The sequence below is a fragment of the Cytobacillus dafuensis genome (assembly GCF_007995155.1).
In the GTDB taxonomy this organism is placed as follows: domain Bacteria; phylum Bacillota; class Bacilli; order Bacillales; family Cytobacillaceae; genus Cytobacillus; species Cytobacillus dafuensis.
In genome coordinates, this window is sequence record NZ_CP042593.1 from 957,280 (window position 1) to 971,735 (window position 14,456).

The following is a 14,456-nucleotide window of genomic DNA, read 5'->3' on the forward strand; positions in this document are numbered from 1 at the left end:
TAAAACAGATGATGTTATAGAAATTGAGTGGTGAGAAATGGACAAAGAGCTTAAGCTGATTAAATTAATAAAGAAAAAGGGAAGTGAAGCGGCAGCGAATGAACTTGTTTCCATCTATTACCGCGAAATTTATCATTATGTTTACAAACAGACTCTTGATCAAGAGCAATCGCTCGATTTAACACAGGAAATCTTTATTAATATGCTCCAAGGACTCAATCAGTTTGAAGGGCAAAGGGCTTCGTTTCGAACATGGCTATACAAGATTTCTACTTATAAAATAGTCGATTATTTTCGTTCGAAGCATTATAAAATACGCAATCTCTCGGAGGATCTTGCCGATATAGCAATTAGCGGGGATGAAGACTTTACGGAAATGCTGCTGCAGAAGGATGAGATAGGGACTGTTATGGAGGCTGTCAATGAACTAGAAACTTCTCTTCAGCAAATATTTCGTCTTAAGTTATTTGCGGATTATACCTTTCAAGAAATTGCAGCAACATTGCAAATCCCTGAATCGACAGTTAAAACAAAGTATTATCGAAGCTTGAGGTTTGTACGGAAAGAAGTGAAGGAGGTTCATGCTGATGAATGATGAAAAGCAATTCTCTTACCCTGATAAAAAAATTATTGAACGTGAAATAACTGCGATTGTTAAAAAAGGCAGGATTGAGAGAGAATCATTTCCTAGACTACTACTCAGTATGTACAGACAAATTGGCGTTCGTTTTTTAATACGGGATAGAAAGGAAATCTTAACTGCTGTGACGATGGCAGTGATCTTGATGTTTGCAGTTTTAACGAGTGGTCAGGAGAGGTATGAGTCATCTTCTAGTTTTTACGGTATCATCATGCTTGTTTCACCAATTCTTTATGGTGTGCTCTCTCTATTGCCATTTCTACACAGTAAAATGAACGGAACATTTGAAGTAGAAATGACATGCAAATATAACCTGTATCAACTAGCTTTTTTTCGAATGCTTATATTTAGCGTGTTTTGTTTTCTATTAAACACGGTATGGGTACTTGCTATGGCGATGAAATTTTCAACTGTGCATTTCGTTCAGGCATTCATGATTTCGACAACTTCCTTGCTGATTTTCTCCTTATTGTTTTTATATGTGTTTACAGTTTTAAAAAAGATGATTACGAAGGTGGCAGCAGTCATGAGCTGGATAGGGCTAAACGCTTTGTTTGTTTTTATTGATTCAGTCGTTTACCAGCAACTTCTTGTTTCTGTCCCATGGTATTTATATGGAATTGTCATTTGTTTATCTGCCTATTTATTTTTGAAGAAGATAAAAGAGTTCATCATTCAGAATCAAAGGGAAGGAGCAATCAGCTATGTTAACAGTTAATAGTGTAAGTAAGGATTTCGGGAATTTTCCAGTTTTACAGGATATCCAGCTTGAGTTTTCGAACGGAGTATATGGTTTGCTTGCCCCGAATGGAGCGGGGAAAACAACTTTAATAAAAATGCTGACAACCTTGCTGTTTCCAACAAAAGGAGAAATTCTATATGAGGGACAAAATATTTTTAGTATGGGTGAGAGGTATCGGGATTTAATTGGTTACCTTCCCCAAAACTTTGGCTATTATAAGAACTACAATCCGTATCAGTATTTACAATATTTAGCCGCTCTTAAAGGGATTTCTAAGCAATCTGCAAATGAAAAAATTCCTCAGTTGCTTAAGCTTGTTGCATTGGAGGATGCAATCAAAAAGAAGATGGGAAAGTTTTCGGGAGGAATGATTCAAAGAGTTGGAATTGCTCAGGCAATGCTGAATAATCCCAAAATCTTAATCCTAGATGAACCGACTGCAGGTCTTGATCCAAAAGAACGTGTTCGTTTCCGAAATCTTTTATCTGACTTAGCTCGAGATCGAATTGTTATTTTATCCACCCATATTGTGTCGGATGTCGAGTCCATTGCGAATGAAATTATTATGATAAAAGATAAGCAAGTTCTTTATAAAGACAGCATCCAGTCAATTTGTCAGCAGCTTGATGGCAAAGTGTATGAAATAGAAATGGATTTTGATCAGGTAAAGGGCTTTCGGAAGAATTATTTATCACTTTCTGAAAGGCAAGACAATGGCAGGATGAATATTCGATTCATTGCAGCTGAAGATATGAGACCAGAATGGAAGCGTGTGAGACCTACACTAGAGGATGTTTTCCTTTATCAATATCAGGATAAAGCGGCTGAGCAAAAGGTATGAGGATCCTGCTGTATGAAATTCGTAAAGCATTCCATTCGCCGATTATCCTCGGGCTTTTAGGTATTTTTATTGCCTTTAATTTTTTCTTAATCTATGAAAATTCCTTTATTAAGGATGATTTACATAAGGTAAATCAATTTGCTGATAAATATGGAACGGAAATCAATGATGAAATGCTGGACAAGATGAAGCAAGATTATGAAGCCCAGATGAAAAAGGTAAATGAGAAAACAAATGAAGTTCTGTCAAAAACTTATGAAAGCATGGACGAGTTTTATTCTGATCAATCCTTTTATCCAGCTGATCATTTTAATGAAAAAGAGCTTTTGCTTTTTAACGATATAGCTTTGCTTGAATACTACTATTTCACTAGTCTTCATTTAGAAGAAAGCTTTCAAAACATTGATCCAATAGCAATCGCTGAACTTGAGATAAAGCAGTATGGAATTAGTGGGCAGGCGGCCGAATTGATTAGAAGTCAGTATGGGAAATTTACGGAACGCTATCAGGAAGTACTTGAAAATAAGGAATATAAGCATCTTTTCCCATCGCAAAGAGTGTTTGAAACACATCTATTGCTATTTAAAAAGATGTTTAAAGCCATCTTAATAGAAAGCCTAATTCTGACAGTCCTTGTAACGGCTTATATAATAAATTTTGAGTTTGATAAAGGAACTTATTTAATTGCTTATAGCTCAAAAAGAGGAAGAGGATTATGGGGAGATAAGCTAAGGGCTGCGCTAATCATCAATGTTTTGCTATTCACTATAATATTGGCTGTAGGGATGATAGCTTATTTCAGTGTGTTTTCCTATAAGGAATTTTGGCATGTACCAATCAGCAATTTCTTCAATGCAGGAAAAGAATGGTTTATGTCCTGGTGGAATTTCTCATTCCTTGAGTATTTAGCAGCTTGTATTGTTTTAGCTTATCTATTAATCATTTTATTTACTATGATGACGGCTATTTTAGCTCGATATGTACGGAATAGCTATCTAGTATTCTTTATTTTCCTATGTCTTTTTGGAGTGATTTTTGCTAATCAAGGAATTATTCCACGTAGTAGTATAGCTTTCCTATTAGGATATTTCACACCAGTTAATCTTGTACTAAATTCGTTTGTATGGTTTATGCATAGAGCGGTTACGTTTACAGCCTATTTTGAGGTGATTACAGTTGTAGTTTGGTTTGTGATTTTACTTTTTGGCGTTCTTTTTTGTGCAAGAAGTTTTCGTAAATGTGATCTAAAGTAGAGGAGTGGATAGTTTGAGGATCATATGGCAGGAAATGAAGAAAATTTTTAATCCGGTCATGCTGCTGATTTTAGTTTTAATAAATATGCTCATGTATTATATTTTCATAGATTTTGACATATCTGTTTTTCCAAATGGCAGACCAGCGACGGATCATTATCATATTGGAATTGAAATGGTTGAAAAATATGGTCACGAATTAGATGAAATAGAATTAAAGGATTTTAAAGAGGTACTTCAGCAAGAAATAAAGAAAGCAGATGAATATATCCAGTCAGATAAAGAATTTGCAGAGCTTGGCATTACGACTTATGAAGAAAGTCGAGAAATGAATATTGATATGGATAAAAATCCTGCCTATAGTCAGCTGCATTCAAAAATAGTGTTTGATAAAGGTGTTGATTTTTTTTGGGAGATTCCTGCAAGAGAAGACATTATTGAGGATTTTGAATATATTAAAGAACGCTACGGCTATGGTTATATTGAGCAACCAACAGAGGACCAGGAGCGGAGGATTCAAGAAGTAGTCAACACTGGTGCCGTCAATTCTATTTTTCCTGCTTATCCTGTGGAGGATAACTTCCATTCAATTAGTAAAAATATAACAATCACCATTCTAGTAAGTGTTCTATTTATGATTTCACCGATTTTTATTAGAGACTATAAGAATAATATGATTGGTTTACAGTACACCTCAAAGGCAGGAAGAAGTTTATTTAAGAAAAAGGTTGCTGCAGGGGTACTTTCGGCCTTCTTGATTACAACGATTCTTTTGGTTGTATATTACAGCATGTATGCTACAAATGATATCGGGATGTTTCTTGCTAGTGGGATCAATTCTTTTATGGGCACGGTGTATTGGTACGACTTTACTTTTTTGCAATTAATAATTGTAACGATTGGGTTAACCTATGTGCTATCGTTGTCTTTATCTCTCGTAGCGATTTATGTTTCAAGTATTTGCAAGAACTACATCGCCATCATCGGCTTTCAATTGCCCATCTTTGTGCTCGTATGCGTGCTTATCTTTAATAAATCCCTGCTAAGTGAGGCTTTTTTAATCAACAGTTCGCAGCTGAAAGTTGCTGTTTTGTATTGCGTGATCATTATTTCTCCTATTATCCTGCTTATTTGGAAAAAGAGGCGGGAGAAAAATCAGGATATTTTATTTGAATAGAGAATAAGAAGACAAGACTATTTTGAAGGTCTTGTTTTTCTTTGATATTGGGGGAAATACTTTCACAGTCTATATTTTTTTGAATAAAATATAGACTTTTGTACTATCAACACTTAGTATTAGTACCAGATGCCAAATTTAGGATTATATGTTATTCAACTGGAGGGTGCACATGTTATATAAATTGATTAGCAGTATTCTGTTTTTTATCATAAAGCTCTTTAACAGATTGGAAGTTAAGGGAAAAGAAAATATTCCTTCTGGTCAAAGATATGTAGTAACCTGTACTCATAAGGGGTGGGTGGAGGTCATTATGCTGGCAATTGCATTATATCCTATCCCCGTTCACTATATGGCAAAGAAGGAGCTGTTTGAAGGGAAATGGAAGAATCGATTTTTTCAATCGATTAAAGCATTTCCGGTTAATCGGGAAAATCCCGGTCCAAGCACTTTGAAAATACCTCTTAAACTATTAAAGGAAAATAAATGCGTAGGTATTTTTCCAAGTGGCACAAGAACAAGTGAGGATGTGCCATTAAAAAAAGGTGCTGTCACGATTGCAATAAAGGCAAACGCCCCATTATTGCCTGCAGTCTTTAAAGGACCAACAAACTTTTCGCAGATTTTTAAGGAAAAGTCGATTGTTGCTTTCGGGGAACCAATTTTATTTCAGGAAGACAAGCAAGGGTTAAGTAGAGATGAAATGATTGAAAAATATGTAGAGTTGTTGGAAGAGGAAATGAGAAGGTTGGAAAAAGGATTGTAAGGGTATGAGATTGGTGGAATTTTAATTGAATAGCAGATATTATTGTATAAATCAGCAGACCTTTTTGGAGATTAAAAAGGTCTGCTGATTGACTTCTCTGGAAGTTTAAAGGTAATGATAGCTATTTTATTTTCAATTTGATTTTTTTATTGATAGTGGCCGGGTAATCTAATAATTTAAGCTTGATTGGTCCAGCGACAGCCTCTTTAGTTGGATACGGGACATAATAGGTCACATAGTTATTATTTGGTGAACCACCCCCACCAAATGATTTACCCTTACCTATGATATTTCCATTTAAATCTTCTGCATACGTAAAAATTTGTTTATCAAAAAAATTCGGATTGGTTTCTAATGTAATGGCAAGTTCTTCCCACCTTTTATATACACTTGATATTTTGCCGTCTTTCGGTGCTTTAATAATTTTTTTCTTATGAGGGTCAATTTCCACCCAAAGCTCATCTTTATCGACTGCACGGATGGAGCTAAAAGCCAAGTAAAGTTCTTTTGGATCAGAGAAATAGTTACTTTGTAAGTAAATGACCATTTCATTTTCATATGATATAAAATCATTAGGTTCAATTTCCTCCCATTTTTCTCCTGTTTCATCCTCTAGATGTATATCATTAAAGCCAAAAATCTTTTTACTGTTTTCTGGATTAAGCATAATATCGATTGCTGTTTGAGTAGGGTAAATCGTTACTTTTTTTATTGTTATCTCTTGACCTTCAACTTTAATGGATTTGTTCATGTTTATAACTTTTTTGGCTGCAAATTTATCTTCATCTAATGTAAGAGGTATATCAATATTTTGATTAAGCATTTTATCATTTACACTAAATGCAAAGGATAAAATAAGCTCTTCGGGTAAGATGTCCCCATCAGCTAAGGGAACTCTAGCTGTCGCTTTATTAACGTATTTTTTTTCTCCATTAGGATTAAGGTTTGAGTAGTATGCTCTATAAGGAAGAATATTTCTATTGCCATCAAGTAATGATATTTCTTCTGGGAAGATTTGGTCAACTACACCTTTAGCTCTATAATTGAAGAATATTAATAGTTCTTTTTCATCTCGAACAATTGAATCTATCGTTACTTTTACCTCGCCATTTTCAACGGTTGTTCCAATTTTTTGAAAGTAGTTATTTTCAGCAGCAGCTAATAAACCTTTATCTTGACGGATAAACTCCACTATTTTTTCTATGCCTGGTACATTTGAAATGTAATCCGCCATTGTATCGGAAACTTTTACAGATGTAATAAGGCTAATAATGAATAAACTTGCAGCTAGAAATACTTTTATGGGGAGAAATTTTTTCTTTCTCATCTTCATAGCTTTTGCACGCTTCATTCCTTCTAAAATGGCCTGATTTGCAATATCATCTGAAATGGATAGATCCTGAAGAGTATTTCGCGATTTTTCTAATTCCTTTTCTTCTTTTTCAAAATCAAACATTCAACTCGCTCCTTTCTTCAAGTTGCTCTCGAAGTGCTTGCAATCCTTTATAAAGCCATGTTTTAATTGTGCTTTCAGGCTTATCTAAAATATCAGCAATATCCTTTATCTTTAAATCATGATAATACTTAAGAATAATGACCTCACGAGAGTGTGAATCTATTTTTTCTAAGGCTTCCTCAATTTCTATGCTTCTACTGTAATCCACCGTTTCTCCTTTATTTTCTATTAAACTTTTATCTCCATATCTCTTATTTTTTTGAATGTGATCATGGCAGTAATTGAGCATAATTCTAATTAACCAGGTAGAAAAATATTCAGCTTGTTGTACTTTTTTAATGGAGCGATATGCTCTGAAAGTTACCTCTTGCAAGGCTTCTAATGCTTCTCCCTCATTTCTCAAATAAGACATCGCTATTATTAACAAGCGAATTTTGTGAATCTGCATTAATTCGTAAAAGGCCTGATCATCTCCTTTTTGTGCATTTTTAATGAGTTCTATTATTTCCAAAAAAGAACCCTCCTTTATTTATTGCTACTCGTTAGACATGGAAAGTTAAAGAAAAGTCTTAAATATTTTAATTTTTATAAAAATACCCCTTGAAAATTAAGGGGGGATGGAGTCGGCAATTACAAAATCATATTGAACTAATTATTACTAGGGCTTTGCAGAGTGAAATAAACAAATGTAGTATATCTATAAAGTCAGCTATCCGGAGCTTCCTGCAACTTAAACAATTTAGCAAGGGAAGCATGGAAATCAATCTTATCGCCATTTTTAATCGCGAATAGCAATTCGTGAAAAATGGGCTGTAATCCATAGAAACTACTAACTCGATGAAAAATAGAATCTATATCTTCTTGTCCCTCATAATGCGAAAGAACCTTTTTAGTAAATTCAGCACCAAAATCCCAATATATCCCCGCAAAATCAAATGCTGGATCACTGATTTGAGCATCTGTAAAATCTATAATTCCTGCTAGTTTATTTTGTTCAGCGTGATAAATCATATTAGCCCCTGTAAGGTCTCCGTGGATCACACATTTGTTTATTCCCATGTTCGAAAAAGTATTAAAAAAACGATCAAATAGATGATTAATATTGTCCTTTTCAGCTTGATTTAAAAAAGGGAAGACATCTTCTTTAATAGATGAGTAGAACTTATTCCAATATGAGCTAGTATGGATTGTTGTTAATTCTGTCTTTTTATAATCAATGCTATGTAATTTTGTTAGAAAATCTCCTAAAAGAATGGCAGTTTCATTTTCATTTGTTAGATCATGACATTGGATCATTGGCAGACCTTCAATGTATTGATGATGAGTGCAAATAAGTCTTTTGTTTTCATCGTAAAGAAGCTTGTAGGCAGGGATGCTAAGGAAAGGCTTTTTTTCGCTTAAAAGATCTAACAGTTGTTTTTCTATTGTTATTTTAGAAGCTATTTTCTCGTTTTTGGGAAAACGGAAGACGTCCAAATGATTAATCATGATAATATCGTTGTCCCAGCCTCTATGATTTTCTTTTATTTCATGTATTTTTAAAGTAGGAAAAGCCTTCTGAATAAAGTTCACTTTTTCACTAGCATTCATCATTATCACCGCAATAAAGATATTTTTACATAAATTTTACCAGACTTTAGTATCTTTTAATCCTTTAATCCTCTAAAAATAAAGTAACAAATAGGTGAGGAGGAATGCATGATGAATAAAACGAAAAGAGACTATGAAAATATAATAAATATTATTCCTATGATTCTTCAGATCGTTTTGAATGTTTCCCTTGTTATTTTAGCAGGCATATTATCTGTTTTATTAGTAAAGGAGCTAATTGTTTTTTTCCAGATGCTAATTGAAAGTGACAGCAACGATTATAAACTCTTCCTTGCTAATATTCTCATATTCTTTTTGTATTTTGAATTTATCTCGATGATTGTGAAGTATTTTAAAGAGAATTATCATTTTCCACTGCGATATTTTATATACATTGGCATTACAGCAATGGTAAGACTAATTATTGTTGATCACGATAATCCGCTGAATACTTTGCTTTATTCCCTTGTTATTTTGGTTCTGATCATTGGGTATTACATCATGCATATAACTCCACGAGTATCTATCAAAAAATAAGCACATTTTCAAAATAAATAAGTATAAACCCTTCATATATCCAGGGTTTATACTTATTTGTGGCTTTTAAGTTCTAAACATAAATATTAGTGAAATGTAACAACACTTCGAAAGGTAGAAATGTTCTTTCTCCAGGTTGTTCATCTGGCTCACCAAATGGCATTTGTGCTATTAAACTCCATTCCCCTGGAATATCCCAAGTTAGTTTAATTTCTTCATCAATAATTGGGTTATAGTGCTGTAAAGATGCTCCAATGCCTTCAGCTGTTAAAGTCAGCCATGTTGCGTACTGTAACATAGCACTTCCTTGATGAGACCAATTTGGGAATTGCTCTTTATATAATGGTGCATTTTCTTGCATTTGTTTTACTGTCTCTTGGTTTTCAAAGAATAAAATTACCGTTTCACAATCTAGTATTAGCAATTACCTGTAAAATCACATTGCATGCCATCAATTTCATTTGTTTCTTTTTTTTCTATTTGTTTATCAATAGCTTGTGCTAATCGTTCTTTGCTGGCCAATCCTTGAATCACTTCATCGCCAATAATAAATGTTGGAACAGCCATAATTCGCGCTTCTTCGTAAGCATGATTTAGAGCTTCTTGATGCACCTCACGATATTTTCGTGATACTAAAGCTTCTCTAAAATCATCCTTAGATAGTCCAACTTCACCTGCCAATTCTGTTAATACTTCTACATCTTCAATATTTTGTTCTTCTTGGAAAAACGCATTAAATACTCTGTGATGAAAATCATTTCCTTTCCCATGCTCTTTTGCAAACTGAAATCCCTCAAAGGCAAGATGTGTATATGGATGAGGAGAAACACGCGGTAAACGTATATCAATTCCTAATTTCTTTGCGGCAGGCTGAATAAAGGACTCCCAGGAGCTTAATTTTTCAGGTTCCTGCCAAGGATCAATTTTAGGATATGGATTCGGACGTAATTCAAATGGCATCCATTCTACTTCTACATCTTTCTCCTTTGCAATTTCATCTAGAGGACCTTTTCCTAAAAAACAAAATGGACATATGAAATCGGAATAAGCTTTAATTTTTACAGTCATTTAGGATCTCACCTTTCTCTTAATCTTTTGTTCGGTTGTAACTAAGTTTGTTACAACTTAGTTAAAAAAATATGTACATCTCAATATAGAGAACTGTACATTCATATTCATTTCCTTTTGAGAAATTGAATAGCTGCAACTACTTCTCAAATGTCTCATCATTTGATGTAATCATTATAGTTACAACAAAAACGGAAGTCAACCATAATGTGATAAAAATTTCTAGAAAACTATTTATTGCAGAAAAGTATTCTCCTCATCAAGTAGATAGATTTATTAGGGTAGCACCATATCGCTAATATGGTGCTTTCCTATTGAGTTTTTTAAAATTAAATATATATTCTTATCATGATACTAAGGAGCTTTCGTCTAAAATTCTCAATTAAATTGAAACGTTCTACATACCTCGTTTGTCTAACAGTTAGAAAGGCGTCTTTTTAAACTGGTAATAATCACAAGGAATCCTTGGAAATTGGGCTTATGTCCATAATCATTAGATGCTAAAAGCTAGATAAGATGAAGGAAGGAGCAGTCATTTTGGCAGACATAAAGAAAGTCCAACGAGCTAAGAAAGGCAATCATAAAGCCTTTCAGGAGCTGATGGAGGAAGAAAAGATTAAACTTTATAAAATGGCTTATGTTTATATGAAAAACGAGGCAGATACGCTTGAGGTTTTTCAAGAAACCGTTTATAAAGCCTTTATTTCTATTAAAGATTTGAAGGATGAACGTTATTTCTCTACATGGCTAACTCGAATTTTGATTAATACGGCATTTGATCTTTTGAACAAGAAAAAAAGAGTCATTCCAATGGAAAGAGAAGTTTTGGAGAGTAAAATCAATCCTTATTTGCCTAGTGAAGATCATTCTGATTTGATGCAGGCGATAACAGAATTAGATGAAAAATATAAGACAGTTTTAATTCTTCGTTTTTATAAGGATTATACAGTCAAGCAAATTGCTGAGTTTCTAGATTGTCCAGATGGAACGGTGAAAACAAATATTCATCGAGGGATAAGTCTATTGCGAGAAAAGATGAAGGAGGATTGTGTAAATGAATAGCCAATTCCCAGAGTTTAAGAATGAATTGGAAAAGATATCGGTGCCTGTAGAGAAGCTTGATAAAATGATCGAAAATACAATAAAGGAAAACAGAGTGAAGAGATCGAGAAAGAAAATTGCATTCTATTCATTTAGTGCTGCTGTGGTAGGGTTCGGATTATTTATTGGCTCAGCCATGCTATCCCCAGCAATGGCGAAGGTTGCATCACATATTCCGCTCGTTGGAACTTTTTTCAATGACTCAGCAGATGAAGGGTTAAGTATAGCGGGGCAGAAGGGATTAACACAGGTGATTGATCAATCATCAAAGGATAACGGCATAACATTGACAATGAATGAGATCTTTTACGATGGGACGCGTTTAACCTTAGGGTATACGCAGGAATCACTTTTCGCTATTGGAGACCTCGAACGGCCGACAATTGAGGTGAACGGAAAGGAAATTAACTTTAGTTCAGGATATTCAGGAGAATTTATTACCCCTAAAAAATATAAAGGAACGATTGATATTACACCAACTGAGGAGCTTCCAGAAGAGTTTGAGATGAAAATGAGAATCGATGCTGTCGGTCTCATTCCAGGAAAGTGGGCGTTTGATTTCCCGGTGAAGCAGTCGAATGAAGTAACTGTCATCAGACCAATGGATGTAAAAATGATTGATGGAGCAGAACTACAACTGGCATCTTTAAAGCTTGGTCCAGCAGGCACAAATCTTAAGTTCAATGTTACAGTGGATGAAAAAAGTGATTTTGATCCGTATATGTTAAATTTCTATATTTTAGACGAAAAGGAAAATGTGTATGATTTCGTTGGATCAAGTGGAAATGGTGAAACAGAGAACGGAATAGAAAAGGCAAATCTTGATTATCTTTATGCACCTTTAAAAGAGGGAACGAAAAAGGTTAAGGTTATTCCTTATATCATTCCAATGGTGGAGGATGGCTATGAAGAATACTCTGTTTCATTAGATGGACAAAGCCTCCCTTTCACAATGGTTCAAAATGAAGAGGAGAAAGTAAAAGTCACGGATATTCAGCATAAGAATGATAGGGTAATTGTCTATTTTGAAGTTCTAAGTGATGCTATTATTGACAATCATGCTTCCCGTAATTCAATTTGGCTAGAGGATGCAAGCGGGGAGAATTTAATATCTAAGGATAAGCCTTTAGCAGAAAGATTAGAAGGAAATCGGTTTAAACAGGAATTTTCAACAAAAAATATGAAAGGTTTAAAGCTGAAAACCTTTAATCAGCCAAAACCAATTATGTATGAGGCGTTTGAAATTGATTTACCATAACTAATTTAGCCGTTTCCATTTTGGAGACGGCCTTTTTATAGAATTTGTGAACTTAGACAATAAAGTTGTGAACACGGACAATAAAATAGAAATTTGGACAATATTTTCTCAGAACCACCAATATATTTGATATTTGGACAATATGTATAGGTAAGATAAAAAAAGCCTGCTCCAGTCAAAATATTTATGTACCGAGGCAGGCTTTTATGTCATTCATATTGAGTTTGTGTTGCTGCTATTACTTACTAGAGTTATACTTGTTCAAGAATTCCGTAACCTTAGCTTGATCTGCTTTAAGTTCGTTTCCAGTTTTCACAAGTGGACTAACTGTTGAAACGGCTTTGATTTTTTTGCCTTGGTAATAGCTTAGGATTTCATCTTGATTGATTGAGTAGAGAACAGCTTTTCTTAAATCTTCGCTTTTAGCAACTTCACGATTAGCAGTATTAAATAGTAAGTAGGATACAGAGTTGCTTTCCATACTTTGAAGTCTTAACTTACTGTCGCCTTCAACCACTTCATGTTTATTTTCTGGTACACCATATAATACATAAATTTCACCATTACGTAATGCGGAAAGTGAGCTATCCAAATCTTTAATGAATCGAAGCTTGATGTTCGAGATTTTTGGTTCGTTTTCTGTTCCTTTCATATAACCAGGATTTTTGTAGAAGATCGCTTCGTAATCATTTTTGTAAGAGAGAATGTAAGGACCGCTTGTGTAAAGTGTGTTATTGTATTTGTCACCTTCAGTAACTGTATTTTGATCCCCATAAGGAATATCTTTGTTTACATCAAAAGTAGCAACATCATAAGTGTTGATGCTCTCAACCTGCTTTTTAGAAACAATACCGGCAGATTGGTGTGCTAAATAATTAAGTACCTGTGGAAATGGCTCTGTTGTTGTTACTTTAACAACTTGGTATTTTCCCTCTTTGTTATTTGCTTGTGTTTTATCAGCAACAAGCTCAGTAATTTTAGTATCTAAGCCTTTTTCAAGACCTTCTCTTATGGATTCATCACTGCCTGATTGCTTAACATTTTCAAGTGCACTTAAATCAGTTACAACCTCCGCTGTTTTAATATGCTCATGCAAGCTATATGTGCGGTGATCTGGTACTGAGTCCTTATCTTTTGCACGATTTAGAGAGAAGATAACATCATCTGCTCCTACACGCTCGCCAGTATCAACAGCTTTTTTATCAGTGATTTTGGCAAAATTAATATCGTCTCTCAATAGGAAATAATACTCTGCGTTTCCATCTGCAATGCTATAGTTACGTGATAGTGATCCATCAGCTGTAATTTTGTCATCATCCGTTAAGTTAATTAAACGAACATACATATTCGTGTTAATCATGTTAATAGAACCATCGTTACCCTTAATTGGGTCAAGTGATGTTAAGGTTGGATTGGCTTGTGATAAGACAAGCGGCTCTGATGCGCGCTTTGCTTGGTCATTAAAATCAATTGTCTCCCAAGCAAGGGAACGAGATTTTGAAAGTCTCACTGTATCAGGGTTTAACACGTCTTTGTTAATAGCCTGTGTTTTTAAAGAAATGTATAACGGTGCAATATATGCCTTATCAAATACAAGTCGTTGTTCTAATTCCTTATATGTTTCAACATATTCTTCAGGTGTTTGAGTGCTTGCTTTGTCAATTAATTTGTCTATTTCAGGATCAGCCAAAATGCTGTAATCGCCGCCGCTTTTGAATAGGGAACGAACGGCGTAATCTGGGTTCCCAGTAACTGTTGTCCAACCTGACAATGAAACATCATAGTTGCCTGCGTCTTGTTGAGCTTTAAAGCTGCCATAATCAGGCTGAATATTCAGCTTTACATTAAAGCCATTCTTGACAAGCTGATCGCGAACAATATTCATATCTTCTTCGCTGCTGCTCATTCCTAGAATTTCAATATCAACTTGCGCATTTTGTTCTCCGCCTGATTTCTCATTTGAAGCCGGTTTTTCTGCAACATCAGATTTTGTTTTAACACATCCTGCTAACATTAAGACGAAGGCA

14 protein-coding genes and 1 pseudogene are annotated in these 14,456 nt (G+C 34.5%); 9 read left to right on the forward strand and 6 right to left on the reverse strand.

Features of this window, described 5'->3' with window-relative positions; translation table 11 throughout:
- The first annotated feature begins 37 nt into the window (after positions 1 to 37).
- From FSZ17_RS04730 to FSZ17_RS04755, 6 genes are all read left to right on the forward strand, one after another.
- Positions 38 to 595, forward strand: a complete 558-nt coding sequence (locus FSZ17_RS04730) for an RNA polymerase sigma factor (RefSeq protein ID WP_057776036.1) — start codon at positions 38 to 40, stop codon at positions 593 to 595.
- Entirely contained in the window at positions 588 to 1,358 is a 771-nt protein-coding gene (locus tag FSZ17_RS04735) for a hypothetical protein (RefSeq protein ID WP_057776035.1), read from the forward strand. Before FSZ17_RS04730 ends, FSZ17_RS04735 begins: the two co-directional genes overlap by 8 nt.
- A complete protein-coding gene (locus tag FSZ17_RS04740; protein ID WP_057776034.1) occupies positions 1,345 to 2,223 on the forward strand; it encodes an ABC transporter ATP-binding protein in 879 nt (292 codons plus the stop codon). Before FSZ17_RS04735 ends, FSZ17_RS04740 begins: the two co-directional genes overlap by 14 nt.
- The gene (locus FSZ17_RS04745; protein WP_057776033.1) at positions 2,220 to 3,476 is read left to right on the forward strand and encodes a hypothetical protein; all 1,257 of its coding nucleotides are present in this window, start codon (positions 2,220 to 2,222) and stop codon (positions 3,474 to 3,476) included. Before FSZ17_RS04740 ends, FSZ17_RS04745 begins: the two co-directional genes overlap by 4 nt.
- A gap of 13 nt (positions 3,477 to 3,489) precedes the next feature.
- Positions 3,490 to 4,653 carry an ABC transporter permease gene (locus FSZ17_RS04750; protein ID WP_057776032.1) on the forward strand — a complete coding sequence of 388 codons (1,164 nt, stop codon included), beginning with the start codon at positions 3,490 to 3,492 and terminating at the stop codon, positions 4,651 to 4,653.
- Positions 4,654 to 4,825: 172 nt separating this feature from the next.
- Positions 4,826 to 5,419, forward strand: a complete 594-nt coding sequence (locus FSZ17_RS04755) for a lysophospholipid acyltransferase family protein (protein ID WP_057776031.1) — start codon at positions 4,826 to 4,828, stop codon at positions 5,417 to 5,419.
- A gap of 121 nt (positions 5,420 to 5,540) precedes the next feature.
- Here the strand turns inward: FSZ17_RS04755 and FSZ17_RS04760 are convergent, their stop codons facing one another.
- The 3 genes from FSZ17_RS04760 to FSZ17_RS04770 all read right to left on the reverse strand — a co-directional run bounded on the left by FSZ17_RS04760 (position 5,541) and on the right by FSZ17_RS04770 (position 8,468).
- A complete protein-coding gene (locus tag FSZ17_RS04760) occupies positions 5,541 to 6,875 on the reverse strand; it encodes a DUF4179 domain-containing protein (RefSeq protein WP_057776030.1) in 1,335 nt (444 codons plus the stop codon).
- A complete protein-coding gene (locus tag FSZ17_RS04765) occupies positions 6,868 to 7,386 on the reverse strand; it encodes a sigma-70 family RNA polymerase sigma factor (protein WP_057776029.1) in 519 nt (172 codons plus the stop codon). The genes FSZ17_RS04760 and FSZ17_RS04765 overlap by 8 nt, the downstream gene beginning before the upstream one ends.
- Before the next feature lie 194 nt (positions 7,387 to 7,580).
- Positions 7,581 to 8,468, reverse strand: coding sequence for an aminoglycoside phosphotransferase family protein (locus FSZ17_RS04770; RefSeq protein WP_082625394.1), 888 nt, complete (start codon positions 8,466 to 8,468; stop codon positions 7,581 to 7,583).
- A 108-nt stretch (positions 8,469 to 8,576) separates the two neighbouring features.
- Here FSZ17_RS04770 and psiE point away from each other — a divergent pair, with 108 nt between their 5' ends.
- On the forward strand, positions 8,577 to 9,002 hold the full coding sequence (gene psiE / locus FSZ17_RS04775; RefSeq protein ID WP_057776027.1) for a phosphate-starvation-inducible protein PsiE: 426 nt from the start codon (positions 8,577 to 8,579) through the stop codon (positions 9,000 to 9,002).
- A gap of 73 nt (positions 9,003 to 9,075) precedes the next feature.
- Here psiE and FSZ17_RS04780 read toward each other — a convergent pair.
- Both FSZ17_RS04780 and FSZ17_RS04785 read right to left on the reverse strand, forming a co-directional pair.
- A pseudogene (locus FSZ17_RS04780) lies at positions 9,076 to 9,399 on the reverse strand (nitroreductase family protein); the annotation flags it as partial.
- 20 nt (positions 9,400 to 9,419) lie between these two features.
- Positions 9,420 to 10,070 carry a DsbA family oxidoreductase gene (locus FSZ17_RS04785; RefSeq protein WP_057776026.1) on the reverse strand — a complete coding sequence of 217 codons (651 nt, stop codon included), beginning with the start codon at positions 10,068 to 10,070 and terminating at the stop codon, positions 9,420 to 9,422.
- Positions 10,071 to 10,586: 516 nt separating this feature from the next.
- Here FSZ17_RS04785 and FSZ17_RS04790 point away from each other — a divergent pair.
- On the forward strand, positions 10,587 to 11,132 hold the full coding sequence (locus FSZ17_RS04790) for a sigma-70 family RNA polymerase sigma factor (RefSeq protein ID WP_057776025.1): 546 nt from the start codon (positions 10,587 to 10,589) through the stop codon (positions 11,130 to 11,132).
- Positions 11,125 to 12,429, forward strand: coding sequence for a DUF4179 domain-containing protein (locus tag FSZ17_RS04795; RefSeq protein WP_057776024.1), 1,305 nt, complete (start codon positions 11,125 to 11,127; stop codon positions 12,427 to 12,429). Before FSZ17_RS04790 ends, FSZ17_RS04795 begins: the two co-directional genes overlap by 8 nt.
- 238 nt (positions 12,430 to 12,667) lie before the next feature.
- On the opposite strand, the gene FSZ17_RS04800 is transcribed toward FSZ17_RS04795, so the two are convergent.
- Entirely contained in the window at positions 12,668 to 14,443 is a 1,776-nt protein-coding gene (locus tag FSZ17_RS04800) for an ABC transporter substrate-binding protein (RefSeq protein WP_407643441.1), read from the reverse strand.
- Positions 14,444 to 14,456 lie beyond the last annotated feature (13 nt).